This window comes from Pseudomonas sp. PB120 (assembly GCF_009761815.1).
Classification (GTDB): domain Bacteria; phylum Pseudomonadota; class Gammaproteobacteria; order Pseudomonadales; family Pseudomonadaceae; genus Aquipseudomonas.
Genome location: NZ_RWIN01000051.1, coordinates 85,106 through 102,848 on the forward strand (window position 1 = coordinate 85,106; position 17,743 = coordinate 102,848).

A 17,743-nucleotide genomic window follows, 5' to 3' on the forward strand; every position below is an offset into this window, starting at 1 on the left:
TTGAATGACGATGGCTAGCAGGTGCGGATGCTCTGTACCTGTATGTCTTGACGAACCTGGCCTAGCAACTGATGGACTTCGACCAGGCGCTGCTCCAGATTGATAAGGCGTTTGTGCATGTCTTCCATGCTCGGCGCGACGTCGCTCGTGGCAGCTGGCATGTCCGGAACGGCGACCAGCACGGGCTTGATGAAGTGGTGAATGTGCTTGCGCAGATCGGCTTCTTGCCAGGGCGCTGCCATTTTGATCATCAGCAATTCACGGATGATCCAGTCAACCAGGAACTCAGGGTCGAGATCTTCGCGCAATTCGCCATTGGTCTTTGCTGCATCGACCACTGGAAGCAGGATGGTACTGACCTTTTTGCGAAAAACCTGGTTGAAGATCTGCACGCCCGCCTGTGTTGTTTCATTGCCGAGCAGCCGCTTGAGCAGGACGTTCTCCGGCGTTTCAATCACCGCCCAGACCAGCAGGCGCTCGACTCGCTCGCACAGATTGCCGGGACCGTTGAGGATTGCGGTTGCCTCGCTCTCGAATGGGCGAGACTGCCTTTGCAATGCAGCACCAAATATTGCTTCCTTGCTGCCAAAACGACGGTACAGGGTTGCCCGCGATATTTCAGCTTCGCGGGCGATGTCATCCACTGTGGTCTTGTCCAGGCCCAGCTTGTCCAGACAGCGTTCGGCAGCTTCTATGACCCGCTGGGTCAACTGTGCATCACGATCTTCGGGCGCACCGGACATTGTCTGTTCTCTGAGCTTGGTGGTCATGGATGCTTACTGCGCCTCGTAGATTTCATAGATCAGGCGGCCCTGCTCATCGCGGGAGCCTTTGCCAATGGCTTGAACGGTGTTCAGCCACTTGTAACGCTCGTCACCGGTCTCAAAGCGAGGCGTTGCAATCAGCGGTGTAGCGCCGGTCTGGGTCATCTGCGCACGCCCCTCGTAGGAGACGAAGATTATAGCGCCATCGTCGGTCTCCAAGGTCAAGCGCACATCGATGGACAGGGTGCCATCTGCACCGATCAGTGCCCAGTCGGCTGCGGCGCGGCCCTTGAGTTTTGCGTTCAGGCGCTCACCTTCCCAGCGAGATGCCAGTACGTCGACAATCACGCGGGTCCCGCGTGGGGTGTTCGGGATATAGACCGGTGTTTCCAATTCCAGAGTGGCAGTGGCCAACGGGATCAGAGTGATGGACATGTTGAATTCCTCTTCTTGTTGTTGTCAGGCGTGGGAGTAGGATTTGTCGGCATTGGCGGCATAGAAGGAAATCTTCTGCGCACGGTTGGCCTTGCCGGGGGTAAAGCGCACAGGCATATGGTTGATGCCATTGGTGAAGTTGGAACGCAGTCGCTCTATGTCTCCGTCCAGCCGGATATCCGGCAGGCGGGTGACGACCTCTTTGATAAAAGCCATCAGTTCGGAGCGTGCCAGCATGGCGCCGAGGCAGCGATGGATACCCGTCTTGGAACCGAAAGCCATGTGATCTCGGGCGTTTTTGCGATGGATATCGAACTCGTCGGGATTGGAGAAAATTTCTTCATCCCGGCTGCCTGAGCAATACCACATCACGACCTGATCACCTGCCTTGATGGTTTGTCCACCCAACTGATAATCCTGGGTAGCCTTGCGCGCAAAGGCCAGGGCCGGGGAGGTGAGACGCAGCATTTCCTCGACGGCATTGGGCAGCAGTGACAAGTCGCTGCGCAGCATTTGCATGGCTTCGGGGTTTTCGATGAGTAACTTGGTGCCATGCAGAATCTGCGTGCGCGTGGTTTCATTGCCCGCGGTGGCGAGAATCAGAAAGAAGCAGCCCAGATCGAATTCGGACAGCTGTTCCCCTTCCATTTCAGCCATGGCGATCTGGCTGAATACATCATCACCAGGTTGCCCGCGACGTTGATGGGCCAGTTTCATGGCGTACCCGAACATCTCCCGTCGTGCTCGCTCCATGCCGGCGTTGCTGGAAACTCGCGTATCACCGGCGCCGAACATGGCATTGGCCCAGTTGAAAAGATTCTGCCGATCTTCGGCGGGCACGCCCAACAGATCGGCCACCACTTCAATGGGCATATGGGCGCCCACATCATGGAAATCGCAGACGCCGTCTTCGATCACAGCATCAATGGAATCCACCGCCAGTTGGCGGATGTGCTCCTCGATTCTGGAAATGGCCTTGGGGGTGAAGCCACTCATGATCAGCTTGCGCAGGGCGCCGTGTCGGGGTGGGTCGCTGAGGATGATCATACGGTCGACGGTGGCGGCAAGCGTTTCCTCGGGTACTTCGGCCGGGGTGACATTGGTCCGGCTGGAGAAGACTTCGGGATTGGCCTCCACTTCCGTAATGTCCTTGTAGCGCGTTACCGACCAAAAGCCGGTACCGTTTGGACGCGCTGTCCAACTGACAGGATGTTCGCTGCGCAGGAAGGCGAAGTAGTCGTAGGGGACACCCTGTTCGAACACGTGCACATCAGATAAGTCGATATCACCAAGCTTCATGGTCTTGCGCCTCTATTGGTCTTGTATGAGACGATCAAAACATAAAGTATCTTTTAGTGATACGCAAATATTGATTTGTCTCATTGGTCCGTTTAGCTTGTATCCCACAACAACAATGCCGCTGTGTGCAGCTCTGAGACGATGTGAGTTGAACGTCTCAACAGCAAACCTGGCGGATGAGGGCAAGCGAGGAGGTGGTGTCATGCGAGATGGGGAACAGGTAGAGGTGTTGATAGTCGGGGCAGGTCAGGCCGCAGGTGAACTCGCGGTGGCTCTGCGTCAGGAAGGCCATGCGGGGCGGATACTGATCGTTGGAGAGGAGAGTTGCTTGCCGTATCAGCGTCCCCCTCTCTCCAAGGCATACCTTGCCGGCATGATCGACCTGCAAGGTTTGTTGATTCGACCGCAGACAGCTTACGAGCGCGCCGCTATCGACTTCCTGCTCGATACTCGGGTCGAGTCCATTGACCGCACGACCAAGCAAGTTCGTCTGGCCGATGGTCGATGCATCCGTTATGAGCGCCTGGCATTGGCCACGGGGGGCCATGCCCGGCGACTGAGTCTGCCTGGCAGCGATTTGCGAGGGATTCACTATCTGCGCAATCTCGCAGATGTTGACGACATTCGCCCCCAGTTCCGCCCCGGACGTAAGTTAGTGGTAATAGGCGGCGGCTATGTCGGACTGGAAGTGGCCGCTGTTGCTGTTCGTGCTGGTCTGCAGGTGACCGTTCTGGAGACCGCCTCCAGAGTATTGGCACGTGTCACGGCACCTCAGCTTTCAGCTTTTTACGAGTCTTTGCACCGCGAGAATGGCGTGCGGATATTGACAGGTATAGAGGTGCAAGGCTTTGCCCCTGGTGAATGTCCAGTGGGTGTCGGTGAAGTGTTGTGCAAGAGTGGAGAGCGGATCCAGGCGGATTTTGTCATCGTCGGGATCGGTCTCGTACCCAACGTTGAGCTGGCCCAGGCGGCAGGTTTGCTGGTCGACAATGGCATCGTTACCGATGAGACCGGACTTACTCAGGACCCGAATATTGTCGCAATAGGCGATTGTGCCAATCAACCGAGTCTCTTCTATGGAAGACGTTTGCGTCTGGAGTCAGTGCCCAGTGCAGTAGAGCAGGCGCGATGCGCGGCCGCGACGCTCTGCGGCAAACCGAGGCGTAACGATTCGCTACCCTGGTTTTGGTCGGATCAGTATGACCTCAAGTTGCAGATGGCTGGCTTGTCTCAAGGTTATGAGCGTGTCGTGATACGTGGTTCGTTCGAGCTGCGTTCGTTCGCCGTCTTCTATTTGCAAGGAGCCAGGATCATTGCTGCGGATGTGGTAGGTCGTCCAGCAGACTTCATGGCAGCCAAGCGCCTGATCGCGGAACGACTGGTGGTGGAGGACGAGAGGCTGGCCGACGATTCTCAGCCACTCAAAGTGCTATTTGCCAATTCGGTTAATTGAGGTGAGCCACCAGGCTCAATGTTTGAGCCTGGTGGTGAGACTTGCCAGCAACCGCACTTATGCCGATGGCTTGCCTTGCGTCAATACAGAGCGAGCATTGGACAGCTCGAGGAACCCGGCATGGCCGTGGTACCGACCCATGCCACTGCCATTGACGCCGCCGAACGGCAGGTTTTTCTCGACGTAGTGCATCATGACGTGATTGATCGTGACGCCGCCTGATGAGCTGCCGTGCAATGTCCGCTCAACGAAGTTCTCGTCGTCGCTGAACACGTACATGGCCAGGGGTTTGCCGTTGCCATCGATATGTTCGAGCACTTCGTCCAGTTCGTCATAGGCAAGAATGGGCAGCACGGGGCCGAAAATTTCCTCCTGCATGATTCGCGCATCCCTGGGGACGTCCACCAACACCGTCGGATGGATCGTAAGGGTTTCGCGATCCGACTGACCGCCACACAGAATGCGTGCGCCGCGTTCAAGCGCATCGTTGATGTAGCCCAGTACCCGATCGAAGTTTCGTTCATTGACGATGCGTGGCTGTTTTTCCAGCTGCAACTGCCCGTTTTCATAAAATTGATGGGCGACCATTGCCTTGACCTTTTCGCCGAATGCTTGTGCGTCGTTGCGCGGAATCCAGGCATGGTCGACGGAAAGGCAGAGCTGGCCGGAGTTGTTGAAACGTCCGCCAACTACTTTAGCGGCAGCTTGCAGCAACTCGACATCCGGTCCAATGATGGCTGGGCATTTACCGCCCAGCTCAAGCGTTACACTGCTCAGGTGCCGTGCAGCGGCTGCCATCACTCGTTTACCGACCGCCGGGCTGCCGGTGAAAAACACGTGATCAAAGGGCAGTTCCTGTAAGCGTTCTGCAACCTCGATCCCGCCTTCGAACACGGCAACATCATTAGGATTGAAGGCTTCAGCAATCAGCTTTGCAACCACTCGGCTGGTAGCAGGCGTTAGCTCGTTGGGTTTGATAATCGCGCTATTGCCGGCCGCGATGATCGGCACGAGAGGTGCCATGACCAGGGCGAACGGGAAATTCCATGCACCCAACAACAGGACGTTGCCGCGAGGCTCATACAAAATGTGTGCAGCGGTATTCGGCAGGTAAGGTGAAGAAGGCACAGGTTTGACGGCCATCCAGTCGGCCAGATGGGCCACTGCTGTGTCGATATCCCCTAATACCGAGGCGATTTCACCTGACTTGCCACCCGTAGGTGTCTTGCGCAGGTCTTCGAAAAGCGCCTGTTCGATATCGTCGATGTGCGCCACGATCACTTCGCGAAGTCGCAACAGGCGCGCTTTACGCAGGTCGACTGTTTCATCGCGACGTGCTCGTCGAGTCTGGCGCTGACTGGTGAAGGTATTTTCGATAGAGGCGTTGAAAGCGGTTTCCAGAGTCATGAATTAAAGCTCCTCAAGGCATGCGGATCACGGGCTTGATGGCAGAACCATCATGGGCGTCGTGGATGGCCTGGTTGATGTCTTTGAAGTCATAGAAACGCAGTAGCTTTTCAACCGGCAGCAGGCCAGCTTTCCAGTACTCGATGAGTTGAGGGATGAACAATGACGGTACCCCACCTTCGCCCGCCATGATGCTGCCTTTGATTCGGGTATTTCTCGACTGCACTTCCATTGGGTTGAAGGTGACGCTGGCTTGCGCACCGGCCATGCCCACAAGAACAGCCGTACCGCCGTGTCCCAGCGCCTGGATAGCCTGTTCCATTACCTTTGGAATACCTGTGGCCTCAACGACACCATCAACCCCGCCACCACTGAGTTCTCGGATAGCCTGGACGGCGTCCTGATCACCGGCATTGATGACATGCGTGGCGCCCAGTTCGAGGGCAAGCTCCAGTCGGCTTGCGACCCGGTCGACCACAATGCGTTGGGTGCAACCGGCGATTTTTGCCGCCATCAATGCCGACAAGCCCACACCGCCAGCGCCGAAGAGGGCAAAGCTGGTACCTGCGCGTGGGCGCAAGGTATTGAGCACGGCTCCGGCACCGGTCTGAATACCACAGCCTAAAGGGGCAAGGATATCCAGAGGCAATTGGTCGTCGATTTTGATCACGCTACGCTCGCTGGCCAGACAGTGGCTGGCAAACGAAGACTGGCCCAGAAAACGTGCAAACACCGGCTTACCGGCCAGTTGATGGGTGCAGCTACCGTCGCTGCAGCGGCCACCCGACATATTCAGTTCGCGAAAGGAGAGGCAGTAAGACGGCTGGCCGGAAATGCACTGAGGGCATTTGCCGCATGAAGTGGTGGTCATGATCACATGATCCCCGGGCACAACACGAGTCACTCCCGTACCGACTTTCTCGACAACGCCGGCACCTTCATGTCCGAGCAGCGCCGGCCACGGCATCTGTGGATTGGCCAATACCGTCAGGTCGGTATGGCACAGTCCTGTGGCAACAATTCTCACCAGCACATCGCCCGGTCCAGGCTCAACCAGGTCAATTTGCTCCATTTGCAGTGGGGCATTGGTATCGAAAGCCAGCGCGGCTTGAATCTTCATTGAACGTTCCCTTTAGTTGTTTTTCGGCGTTTTTGGCGCAGCAGGAGCTCAAGAGTGGCAGGCAGTGATCATGAAAATCATCTGCATGATTGTATCTATATGGCTAAAACAAATCTTTTGCGATGGCTGGAGCAGAATGCGTGCCTCAGTCCATTGACACCAATGATACACATGATTATTGTGATTACACAATTTCTTGGGAGGACCTTTCCTCTCAAACATTGGGCTTCTACCCGCCGATAAAACAAACAATAAGCTGGAGACTGCGATGAAGACAGGCAAACCAATCGTCGAAACCGAAGGTGCAGTACGCCTCTTGTCAAAAGCAGGGGGTGTGCTGGCAGTAGGGTTCACTCTGCTGTTTCATCAAGGGGTTTATGCCACTCCTGGGGTGACGCCTGAAGAGCTGAAACAGCTGGGAACGACACTCACTCCCTGGGGTTCGGAAATCGCAGGAAATAAGGACGGCACCATCCCTGCCTACACAGGGGGCGTGAAACCGCCAGCGGGTGCGAGCGCCTCCGACAAGCATCCGCTTGATCCTTTTGCCAATGACAAGCCGGTCGTGACAATCACTCCGGCTAACATGGCGCAATACGCCGATAAGCTGACGCCGGGTACCCAGGCCTTGCTGAAGCGCTGGCCTGATTACAAACTCAATATCTATCCGACTCGCCGCGGCTTTCCACAGATGGCACCGGATCGAGCTGAAGGCTCAATCAAAAACGCAGCGAATCCAGAGTGCAAAACCACGGATGATGGCGTTGGATTGCGGGGCTGCTGGTTTGGCACGCCGTTCCCGATTCCCAAGAATGGCTATCAGGCCATGTGGAACGCCCTGACGCACGAGCAGACCGAATACGAACTGCGGATGCAAAGCTGGATCGTCGACTCGTCGGGCCATCCGACGATGACCAACGATTCCATACAGCAGGCTGACTTCCCATTCTGGGATTCGACAGCTGCGCCTTATTCGGGAGTGGCTGAAAACTATTACCGCTTCCTTAACAAGACGATTGCGCCTTCACGCGATGCCGGGCAGAAATCCATCGTCTGGTACCCAGCGGAGTTCGATCACAAGGATCAGCGAATCTGGTCTTACACCACTGGCCAGCGCCGTACCCGTCTCGCGCCGGAACTGACCTACGATACGCCGAGCGCTTCATTGTCCGGGGCGTTGAATTATGACGAACTGGGTCTTTTCGCTGGTCGCATGGATCGCTTCGATTTCAAACTGGTTGGGCGTAAGGAGATGTATGTACCTGCCAATCAGTACCGCATGCTGGCAGCGTCGCCAGAGCAAGTGCTCGGTAAGCAGTTTATCAACCCGGATGTGTCGCGTTGGGAGTTGCGTCGCGTATGGGTAGTAGAAGCAACCCGTAAGGAAGGTAAGCGCCATATTGCCGCCAAGCGCAGGTTCTTCATCGACGAGGACTCCTGGTCGATTTTGACCGCTGAGTCGGAGGATGATGCCGGTAAGCTGTTCCGGGTGCAGCAATCCAATGGATGGCCGCAATACAATCGCAACGAGTTCGGTGCTGCCGGGAATATGGATTATTCCACTGTCGCCTACGACCTGAGCAAAGGTCAGTACCTGCTCAGCAGCTTCATCGATCCGGCAAGTGGTTGGGTGAAGCAGGTCAAGCGCTTCCCAGACTTTACTTTCCGCTCGGAATCCATGGCCGGTACCGGCGTTCGCTAAGCAAACCCCTTCGCCGCGGCACGATTTTTTCGTGCCGCGGTTTTTTTTCGCCTGCGATTTGTCGAGTCAATGTTCGGTTGACGATAAACATGTATAGGATTAGTATGATTATGCGAATTGCTTGGCGCGATTGCTTTGAACGGCTGCCAGGAAATTCGCTTACATCACTCCGCACAACAAGTTTAATAAGAAGTCTGGAGGTTGAAATGAGCCATTTTGGCTTACCTTTATATGCCCGCTGTTTTCGAACAGCCCTGCACATGCAAGGTGCGTCAGCTGCCAATCTCAGATGGATCGGCGGCTGCTTCATCGGCGCCGCTTTGCTGTTAGGTGCCAATGCGAGCGAGGGCACACGCCCTGCTATCGATCCCTTGTTCACTCCGGTGGTGCAAAGCAATCTGGCGCCTTCCACTCAGTTGGTCGGTCTGGCCCGTGCCGGGCAACGCCTGGTTGCGGTTGGGTGGCGAGGGCACATCGTTTACTCCGACGATCAAGGTCGCAGCTGGCAGCAGGCCGATGTGCCGGTCAGTGCCGACCTTACCGCGGTCAACTTTCCTACTGCTGAGTCAGGTTGGGCCGTCGGTCACGGGGGCGTGATTCTGCGTACCCGCGACGGTGGCAAAACCTGGGTCAAGCAACAGGATGGTTTTGCTACCGGCAAGCTGATGACCAGCTACTACCAGCAGCGCCTTGATCAGGCCAGCGAAGCCGAGCAGGCGCAATACGCAGGCTTGATGGATCAGGTGCGTCTTAATTACGAGACGGGACCCGAGCAGCCTTGGCTGGATGTGTGGTTCGAAAATGATCAGCACGGGTACGTGGTCGGTAGCTTCAATCTGATCATGGAAACCCGTGATGGCGGTGAACACTGGACGCCCATGCTCGACCGGATGGATAACCCTGAAGGCCTGCATTTATCGGCGATCAATGCCGTTGGTGAAGAACTGTATATCGCCTCGGAGCGAGGGACAGTGTTCCGTCTGGATAAAGCCAGTCAGCGCTTCATCGCATTTAATTCCGGCTATATCGGAAGCTTCTTCGGCGTGACGGGGGATGCCCGTGCGGTGGTTGCTTACGGCTTGCGCGGTAATGCCTGGCGCAGCCTGGATAAAGGTGTGACCTGGGAAAAAATCGACACGGGCACGGAGACCACTCTAACGGGAGCCGCCATGCTCGACCACGGACGCGTGGCGGTAGTCAGCCAAGGCGGTACGTTGCTCCTCGGTGACGCCGCTACCGGTGCTTTGCAGCCAACACAGCTGCTTCGTAGCGTGCCCTTCGCCAATATCGAACCCGCGGCTGCAGACAGTGTGGTCATCGTCGGCACCCAAGGTGCCCAGCTCGAGCCTTTGCCGGCTTCCGGCAGCTGAGGCTGGTGGTATGGAAAATCTGGAGAAATCATGGCTGTAGATACCGAATCACTTCGCCTGCCCGTGATACGGGACATCAAAGACTTCGACAAAAAATCGGGTGACTGGCTGGAGCGACTGATCTTCAATCATCGCGCCTGGGTGGTGATGCTGGTTGTGGTCATTACCGTTTTTTTAGGATTGCATGCTTCGCGTCTGACGGTGCAGGCCAGCTTCGATGACATGATTCCTCATTCCCACCCCTATATCCGTAACTACCTGGACAACAAGAGCGAACTGAAGGGCTTGGGCAACTCAGTGCGCATCGTGGTCGAAAATACTCAGGGTGATATTTTCGACAAGGACTACCTGGCTGTGGTGCGTGATATCAATGACAAGATATTCCTCACGCCAGGCGTGGATCGTGCCTTCATGCGTTCGGTCTGGACGCCAATCGTTCGCTGGACCGAAGTGACAGAAGAAGGCTTTCGCGGTGGTCCGGTCATGCCGTTCGACTACGACGCCAAGGAAAAATCAATAGCCCAGTTTCGCACCAATACGCTGCGCGCCGGTTTGCCTGGAACGTTAGTGGGCAAGGACCTTAAGTCGAGCATGATTTTTGTACCCCTGCTCGATGTCATTCCCGAGACCGGTAAGCCACTGGATTACAGTGAGCTTTCGACTTTTCTGGAAAAAGAGATCCGTGACAAGTATCAGGGCGCAAGCGATGGCCACTATCGTGTGCATATCATCGGCTTTGCCAAGCTGGTAGGCGACCTGATCGACGGGTTGATTCAGGTCATGATGTTTTTCGCCGTTTCGGCCCTGATCGCTTCATTGATCATCTACCTCTATACCCGCGATCTGCGAAGTACTTTGTTGTTGGTGGTGACAGCGACCATCGGCGTGGTCTGGCTGCTGGGGTTGTTGGAGTTGCTTGGCTACGACCTTAATCCCTATTCGATCCTTGTCCCTTTCCTGATTTTCGCCATCGGTTTATCCCATGGCGCCCAGAAGATGAACGGGATCATGCAAGACATCGGGCGGGGGACGCATAAGTATGTGGCTGCCCGTTATACCTTTCGCCGGTTGTTCATGGCCGGGCTGACAGCGCTGATTACCAACGTGGTTGGTTTTGCCGTGCTGATGATCATTGACATACCCGTGATTCGCGACCTGGCGATGACCACCAGTCTGGGTGTGTTGGTGCTGATCTTCACCAAGCTGTTCTTTATTCCTGTAGCACTTTCCTATATTGGCGTCAGTCAATCAGCCGCCAAGCGCAGCCTGCGTGAGAATGAGGCCGGACAGGGCATCACGGGCTTTTTGCAACGGTGCACCGAGCGTCGTCTGGCCTTGCCACTCACTTTGCTGGCCATTCTGGTTGGCGGGGGTGCCATGGCAATCAGCCTGACCAGCCTGAAGATGGGAGACCTGGATGCAGGGGCGCCCGAGCTGCGTCCTGATTCGCGCTTCAATCTGGATGTCGGATACATCAATGAGCATTACGGTATGTCGAGCGATCAATTCGCCGTCATCCTCAAAACCAAAAACGAAGGCATGCGCGACTATGAATCGTTGGTGGCGCAGGACATTCTGGCCTGGCGTCTGCAACAGCTGCCGTCAGTGCTGGCAACCGCCTCGCTGGCGGGCGGGATTCGGCGAGTCGCGTCGGGTTCGTTCGAAGGTAATCCGAAGTGGATGACGTTACCGCGCAATACCCAAACGCTCGGTAACGTCACGCAAACCCTGCTGGTGGGCAGCCCTGAGCTGATGAACCCCAACGCCAGTGTTGCTCCGGTCATTGCCTACCTTAAAGACCATCGCGCTGACACATTGAGTGAAGTGGTCAAGGTGACCGAAAAGTTTGCCGCGGAGTACAACACACCTGACCGACAGTTTTTGTTGGCAGCAGGTCCGGCCGGTATCGAGGCGGCCACCAACATTGTGGTGAAGCAAGCCAACTATCGCATCCTGGGCTTGCTTTATGCCGCTGTCGCGGTCCTGTGTTTCATCACCTTTCGCAGTTGGCGAGCGGTGGTGGTGGCCATGGTGCCGCTGGTGATTACTTCATTCCTTTGCGAAGCGTTGATGGTGATGCTGGGTATCGGCGTCAAAGTCGCTACCTTGCCGGTCATTGCCCTGGGCGTCGGCGTCGGCGTTGATTACGCCCTGTATTTGTTGTGCGTCCAGTTGGGTGCTCAGCGTCGCGGGATTTCCCTCGCACAGTCCTATGGGCTCGCTCTGAATTTCACAGGCAAGGTTGTGGCTTTGATTGGTGTGACCATGGCGGCGGGCGTAGTGACCTGGGTCTGGTCGCCGATCAAATTCCAGGCCGACATGGGCATCCTGCTGACGTTCATGTTCCTCTGGAACATGCTCGGTGCCCTGACGCTGATACCGGCATTGTCGTATTTCCTGTTGCGTGATGTCGGTCGCGACGTCAATGCGCAATCCACCACGGTATCGCTTCCCCTGGCAGGGCTCGATCCTGTAGCCGACAGTGGCATGGAGCAGGAAACAGAGCTTCAAAAACGCATGGCCAGCAGAGCTTGAAGCCTGCGCCATTCTTTGATGAGCAAGGAGGAGACTCGCATGGCCTTGAGTGATAAAGACACACGCTGGAAAACCATCATGTTGGCGTTGGTGGCTGCCGAGGTGGCTTCGGCGTTTGAGGTCAGCATGGCGTTCGCGGCGTTGCCGACGTTCTACAGGTTGTTCCAGGACCCGGCATTGGTGGGGTGGGTCATTACCGCCTATCTGTTGGTGGCGGCTGCCGCTTCGGCAATCTGTGGCCGGATCGGTGATCTGTATGGGCGCAGCCGGGTATTGATCGGCATGTTGATCCTGGCAGCGCTTGGCTCATTGATCAGTGCGTTGTCCTCCTCCCTGGAAGGGATTGTCTTCGGACGGGCCGTGCAAGGGGTGGCGGCAGCTGTCCTGCCTCTGTGTTTCGGCCTGGTGCGGGAGAATATCAGCCAGGCGCGTATACCACTCTGCATTGGTATCGTCGCGGGTACTGCTTCAACGGCGGCCGGTATCGGTTTCGTATTGGGTGGGGTGTGCATCGACTACTTGAGCTGGCACTGGATCTTTTACATCAGCACTGCGGTCGCCGTGCTGGGTTTGCTGTTGGTGATAGCGTTCCTGCCGTCCTCGGCAGGCAAGGCCAGCGACGAGAAGGTCGATATTCTCGGTGGAGTGTTGTTTGCGCCGGCAGTGGCGGGGATTCTGTTCGCCTTGACCAAAGGCAGTGCCTGGGGTTGGTACGATCAGCGCACTCTCTGGCTCGGTGGTGGCAGCCTTGTCTTGCTGGCGTTCTGGGCCTGGTATGAGGCACGGCATAGCAATCCGCTGATCGACGTCCGACTGTTCGCCAACCGCCAGTTGGCCATGTCCAACCTCTGTTATGCCTTGATCGCCTTGGGGGCAATGCAGTTTGCTCAAGTGCTGTTTGTGTTGTTGCAGCAACCCACCTGGACCGGTGTCGGGCTCGGCATGGCTGCAACGGCTGCAGCGGCATTGAAATTGCCTTCGTCGCTGGTGGCTATCGTCGCGGCACCTTGGGGCGGAGTGGTTGCGGGACGTCACGGCGGCAGACGTGCATTGCTGTATGGTCTGTTCTTCCTCGTGACGGGATGGGCGGCCTTGACCCTGCACCACAGCACTATCTGGTTTGTCGGGTTTGCGGTGATCCTCAACGGCATTGGTACGGCCATTGCTTTCAGTGCCGTACCCAATCTTATCGTCGAGGCGGTACCGGCGCAGCGGGTCAGTGAGGTGACGGGGCTGAGCCAGGTGATTCGCACCACCTTCATGGCTATCGGGGCGCAGATGATCGCCTTTATCTTCGCCACTCAAATGATCAGTGACCCGGCCCAAGGTCCCGGTACGTACCCGGCGGGACCGGCGTTCCAACTGGCGTTTTTGACCATCACCCTGTTGTGCGTGCTCAGCGTCTTCGCTGCTTTGGCCTTGCCCAAGCGCCGGCCTGATGCATCGCGCGAGGCCGTGGCGCAACCTGCCAGTCATTCGTAGCTGCATCGCACTAAAGGCCGTCGTCCGAGTGATACCGGGCGACGGCCTTCTTCGTTTTCAAGCCACGATTATTCCAATGACGCTACCAGTGTTGCCAAGCGATCGGCACTGTCGAGGAAGTCGCTGAGCAGGTCATAGAAAATCTCTTTGACTGTCGTTTCCCCATGCATGTCGCCAACGATCTGGCCTACTGGATGCGTGAGAAAGTCGCTGGCCCGGGCCCGCTCGATGCGTGCGCGGGCTTCGAACACCGACAGCGTCTGCAGCGGCATGGCCAAAGGTTTGGGGGCGCCCGGTTGTTCGAAGGCATCGGTGAACTTGCTGCGTAACATCCGGCATGGCTTGCCCGTCATGGCACGCGACTGAATGGCCTCCTCAGAACGAGCGGCAAATAAGCGGGCTTTCATTTCCGGGGTGAGCTCGCTTTTGTCGGTGCCCAGCCAGATAGAACCGCACCAGATACCGTCGGCACCCATTGCCAGGGCCGCGGCCATTTGCCGACCACGACCGATGCCTCCGGCGGCAAGCACGGGGATCGGCGCCACCGCATCGACCACCTGCGGCCAAAGCACCATCGAGGTGATTGTGCCGGTGTGGCCACCGGCTTCACTACCCTGAGCTACCAGCAGATCCACGCCTGCCTCGACTTGGGCCTTTGCATGGTCCAGTCGGCCAACCAGGGAGCCGACCTTGATGCCGCGTGCTTGCAGTTCGCGCACCTTTTCCTTGGGGGGCGTGCCCAGAGCGTTGACCACTAGCTTGATCAGAGGGTGACGCAGCGCCACTTCAATCAGCTCTTCCGCTGATTCGGGCGTCATGTGCAGGCGATCCATGTACTCACTGACCATGCGCTCGACTTCGGTTTCGGGAAGCGGCGCCATGCCAGCGTCATCGCATAGTTTCTTGAGGAAAAGCTGATTCTCTGCCGGAAGTTCAGGGCGACGCTTCTCTGTCGCGTTGCCACTGGCGGCATATTTGTTCGGGATCAGGATGTCCACCGCGTAGGGTTTGCCATCGATATGCTCGTCGATCCAGGTCAGTTCTTGCTCCAGTTGCTCCGCAGTAAAACCGCTGACGCCTAGAACACCCATACCACCGGCCCGTGACACCTCAGCGACAACATCTCGACAATGCGAGAAGGCAAAAATGGGGAGGTCGATGGACAACATCTCGCAGACTTTTGTTTTCATTGTTAGCGCTCTGACTGTCGTGGAATTCGCAATGACCGGAGCTATGACCGGTTGCCTATTATATTAATGATATATACTATTTATTCAAATAGTCCGCTGTGATCTCTGGCAGCAAGCGGTTCGAACAGAACGAGGAGAAGTCCGTGAGCAATCCCAATCTGGTAATCGACAGTAAGCAGTTTCGTAATGCATTGGGGGCTTTCGCGACCGGGGTCACGATTGTTACCACGCGCGACGGCGAGGGTACCGATGTCGGCCTCACCGCCAGTAGCTTCAACTCGGTGTCGCTCGAGCCGCCGATGATTCTATGGAGCCTGGCAAAAACCTCCGGCAGCCTCTCGGCGTTCATGACTGGCGATTACTTTGCGGTGCATGTGCTTGCTGCCGAACAGCAATCACTGTCGGATCGGTTTTCCAAGCGCGGCATCGATAAATTTGCTGGTTTGGAGCTGGAGCGTGGCCCTGGACAGGTACCTTTGCTCGGCGATTGCGCGGCCCGGTTCAAGTGCAAAACCAGCTTTCGCTATGAGGGCGGTGATCACATCATTTTTGTCGGCGAAGTCATCGAGTTTGACCATTCTGCTCATCCACCACTCGCCTTCCACGGCGGTAAATACGCCAAGGTTCACCCTCGTGCACTGGAGAATCCGGTAGACGTCGAAGATGTGAACAGCAGTTTCAACAAGGATTACCTGGGCTTTTTGCTTGGCGTGGCGTCCATGCAGCTGTACCAGCCGGTGCGCAAGGATTGGCAGCAGTTGGGTCTTACCGAGTGCGGCTATTTCGTGCTCAGTGTGCTGGCTGCCGGCAAGCACAAAACCCAGGGGCAGATCGAAGAACTGCTTAAACCCAGTGGTCACCGTCTCGGTGACGAAGAGCTGGGCAAGTTGCTGCAAGCCGAGTTGGTAACGGTGCAAGGCGATGGCCCGGCTCGTCAGTTCGACCTTACTTCACGCGGTCATGAATACGCGGTCAAGTTGTTCGTGCAGGCTAAATCGTCGGAGCAGAAAGCGATCGCCGGATTGGATTGGGACGATCTGGCATTGCTCAAGAATCTGCTGAAGAAGGTCATCCGCAATACGCGTAACTGATGGCGCACGCAATATGAAAAGCCCCGGTGCAGACCGGGGCGCAGCGCATTAGCCGAGGCGTCGAAACAGTGCATGCTGTGTGGCATTTGCGATCAGCCTGCCTTCGAGGTCATAGACGGCTGCGTTGACCAGCCCGGTGGCACCTTGCAATGAAGGGCTGTGCACATCAAACAGCAGCCACTCATCGGCACGAAACGAGCGATGGAACCAGAGGTCGTGAGTCAACGTTGGCGCAAAAAAATCACGGCTCATGCGCGTTGCCACATGTGGAAGCAGCATTGCACTGTTGATCCAGGCGTCGGACATATAAACCAGCGCTGCTTCATGCAGCCTCGGGTCATCGCTCAGGCGATCACGACTGCGAATCCAGTAGCGCATGCTCGGTCGGCGATCACCGCAAAAAAGGAAGGCCTCACCCTCCAGTGGGCGCAGCTCGTGCAGATGCCTTGCCTTGAGCATTCTACGATTACCGTCACTGAGGCGATCCTGATACAGGTCAGCCAGTTGTGCGAGATCCAGCAGTGAGTCAGGGGGCGCAACTTCGGGCGCCGAGTCCTGATGACTCGGCCCGTCTTCCTCGGTTTGAAAACACAGGCTGGCGCGGAACGCGACCTGCTGCCCGATCATTGATTGCACCTCCAGGTTGCTGAAGCTGCGGCCTTGCAGCGTGCTCTGAACCTGGTAGCGCAATTGAGGATCGAGTGGCAGCGGTTTGAGAAACGTAGCGTGCAGCGAGCGCAACCGTCTTTGCGAATCGAGGCCGTGAGCGGCGGCAGTCACTGCTTGAGCCATCAATTGCCCGCCGAAAGCGTTGCCTGTCAGATTCGCTTCACCGTATTGACTGATGAACTCATCCCCGTCGAATTCCAGTTGCAACAAGGCGGCGAAATCGCCCGGGCGTGGAATACGGCTTGAAGGTGCTTGCATGCTGATAGTCCTGTTCGAATGAAGGGCGGGCGGTCGCCTGAACCGTGGCCAAAACGGAAGAAATTTTTGGTGAAACCTGAGGCGTGTGAAATTTGTCAGGTTGATTAAACATATAACTCATTGATATGATTTTTCCAAGCCGACGGGTCTTTACCCGTCATCGGAAATTGATCACGGGAGAGGACCATGGCGAGTTTGGACTTGAATGCGCTGTTTGGTCTGGAAGGCAAGTTGGCGCTGGTGACCGGGGCGTCCAGTGGCTTGGGCTTGCACTTTTGTCGGGTGTTGGCCGCAGCCGGTGTGCATGTGGTGATGGCTGCGCGGCGTGTCGAGTTGCTGGAGGAGCTGGCTGCGCAAACGCCAGGCCTGGTTTCCACGGTTCGAATGGAAGTAAGCGATGGTGCCGGCGTTCAGCGCGCCTTTGATGAAGTGGTTGAGCGCTTTGGCGTGCCGGATATCGTACTCAACAATGCTGGAGTTACGGTCACCAAGCCTGCGCTTGCGCAGACAGAGGCAGATTTCGATGCGGTGATTGGCACCAACCTCAAAGGCGGGTGGCTCGTGGCCACGGAAGCGGCCCGGCGCATGGTTGCTGCAGGTAAGGGCGGGGTCATCGTCAATACGGCATCGATTCTCGGTGAGCGAGTCAGCGGAGCGGTGGCGCCTTATGCAATATCGAAGGCTGGTGTCATTCAGGCGACCAAGGCCTTGGCTTTGGAACTGGCCCGCCACGGCATTCGGGTGAACGCCTTGCTCCCCGGTTACGTGGTCACTGATCTGAATCGTGAGTTTCTATCCAGTGAACCCGGCGAACGCTTGCGTCAACGCATCCCGAGTCGGCGCTTCGGCGAATTATCGGATCTAGACGCACCGCTTTTGCTCTTGGTGGGCGAGGGTGGGCGACACATCACCGGCGCGACGCTCGCCGTCGATGGCGGTCATCTGGTTAGCGGTCTTTAGGAGAACAC

The 17,743-nt window shown here is 56.8% G+C and carries 14 protein-coding genes; 7 read left to right on the forward strand and 7 right to left on the reverse strand.

The features are described from left to right. Window positions 1–14: 14 nt before the first annotated feature. From EJA72_RS10950 to EJA72_RS10960, 3 genes are read right to left on the reverse strand one after another with little or no spacing between them, the layout of a single operon-like run. Window positions 15–770 carry a TetR/AcrR family transcriptional regulator gene (locus EJA72_RS10950; protein ID WP_157711474.1) on the reverse strand — a complete coding sequence of 252 codons (756 nt, stop codon included), beginning with the start codon at window positions 768–770 and terminating at the stop codon, window positions 15–17. Window positions 771–776: 6 nt separating this feature from the next. After that, window positions 777–1,199 (reverse strand): DUF3237 domain-containing protein, encoded by a 423-nt coding sequence (locus tag EJA72_RS10955; RefSeq protein ID WP_157711475.1) that lies wholly within the window; start codon window positions 1,197–1,199, stop codon window positions 777–779. Window positions 1,200–1,223: 24 nt separating this feature from the next. Then, complete coding sequence (locus EJA72_RS10960) at window positions 1,224–2,498, reverse strand: cytochrome P450 (protein WP_157711476.1); 1,275 nt, start codon at window positions 2,496–2,498, stop codon at window positions 1,224–1,226. 202 nt (window positions 2,499–2,700) lie between these two features. Between EJA72_RS10960 and EJA72_RS10965 the strand changes: the two genes are divergently transcribed. Continuing rightward, a complete protein-coding gene (locus EJA72_RS10965; protein WP_157711477.1) occupies window positions 2,701–3,951 on the forward strand; it encodes an NAD(P)/FAD-dependent oxidoreductase in 1,251 nt (416 codons plus the stop codon). A 57-nt stretch (window positions 3,952–4,008) separates the two neighbouring features. Here the strand turns inward: EJA72_RS10965 and EJA72_RS10970 are convergent, their stop codons facing one another. Both EJA72_RS10970 and EJA72_RS10975 read right to left on the reverse strand, forming a co-directional pair. After that, complete coding sequence (locus EJA72_RS10970) at window positions 4,009–5,358, reverse strand: aldehyde dehydrogenase family protein (RefSeq protein WP_157711478.1); 1,350 nt, start codon at window positions 5,356–5,358, stop codon at window positions 4,009–4,011. 13 nt (window positions 5,359–5,371) lie between these two features. Beyond that, entirely contained in the window at window positions 5,372–6,478 is a 1,107-nt protein-coding gene (locus tag EJA72_RS10975; RefSeq protein WP_157711479.1) for an NAD(P)-dependent alcohol dehydrogenase, read from the reverse strand. Between the two features lie 268 nt (window positions 6,479–6,746). On the opposite strand from EJA72_RS10975, the gene EJA72_RS10980 reads away from it, so the two are divergent. The 4 genes from EJA72_RS10980 (at window position 6,747) to EJA72_RS10995 (ending at window position 13,567) form a co-directional block, all read left to right on the forward strand. Beyond that, a complete protein-coding gene (locus EJA72_RS10980; protein WP_157711480.1) occupies window positions 6,747–8,180 on the forward strand; it encodes a DUF1329 domain-containing protein in 1,434 nt (477 codons plus the stop codon). A 260-nt stretch (window positions 8,181–8,440) separates the two neighbouring features. Further along, window positions 8,441–9,550 carry a YCF48-related protein gene (locus EJA72_RS10985; protein ID WP_178129267.1) on the forward strand — a complete coding sequence of 370 codons (1,110 nt, stop codon included), beginning with the start codon at window positions 8,441–8,443 and terminating at the stop codon, window positions 9,548–9,550. A 30-nt stretch (window positions 9,551–9,580) separates the two neighbouring features. Next, entirely contained in the window at window positions 9,581–12,085 is a 2,505-nt protein-coding gene (locus tag EJA72_RS10990; RefSeq protein WP_157711482.1) for an RND family transporter, read from the forward strand. A gap of 39 nt (window positions 12,086–12,124) precedes the next feature. Next, window positions 12,125–13,567, forward strand: a complete 1,443-nt coding sequence (locus EJA72_RS10995) for an MFS transporter (protein WP_157711483.1) — start codon at window positions 12,125–12,127, stop codon at window positions 13,565–13,567. A 68-nt stretch (window positions 13,568–13,635) separates the two neighbouring features. Here the strand turns inward: EJA72_RS10995 and EJA72_RS11000 are convergent, their stop codons facing one another. After that, window positions 13,636–14,757, reverse strand: coding sequence for a nitronate monooxygenase (locus EJA72_RS11000; protein WP_157711484.1), 1,122 nt, complete (start codon window positions 14,755–14,757; stop codon window positions 13,636–13,638). 143 nt (window positions 14,758–14,900) lie between these two features. On the opposite strand from EJA72_RS11000, the gene EJA72_RS11005 reads away from it, so the two are divergent. Then, entirely contained in the window at window positions 14,901–15,848 is a 948-nt protein-coding gene (locus tag EJA72_RS11005; RefSeq protein ID WP_178129269.1) for a flavin reductase family protein, read from the forward strand. A 48-nt stretch (window positions 15,849–15,896) separates the two neighbouring features. Here the strand turns inward: EJA72_RS11005 and EJA72_RS11010 are convergent, their stop codons facing one another. After that, window positions 15,897–16,775, reverse strand: a complete 879-nt coding sequence (locus EJA72_RS11010; protein ID WP_157711485.1) for an acyl-CoA thioesterase II — start codon at window positions 16,773–16,775, stop codon at window positions 15,897–15,899. A 186-nt stretch (window positions 16,776–16,961) separates the two neighbouring features. On the opposite strand from EJA72_RS11010, the gene EJA72_RS11015 reads away from it, so the two are divergent. Continuing rightward, window positions 16,962–17,735, forward strand: coding sequence for an SDR family NAD(P)-dependent oxidoreductase (locus EJA72_RS11015; protein WP_157711486.1), 774 nt, complete (start codon window positions 16,962–16,964; stop codon window positions 17,733–17,735). Window positions 17,736–17,743: the final 8 nt, after the last annotated feature.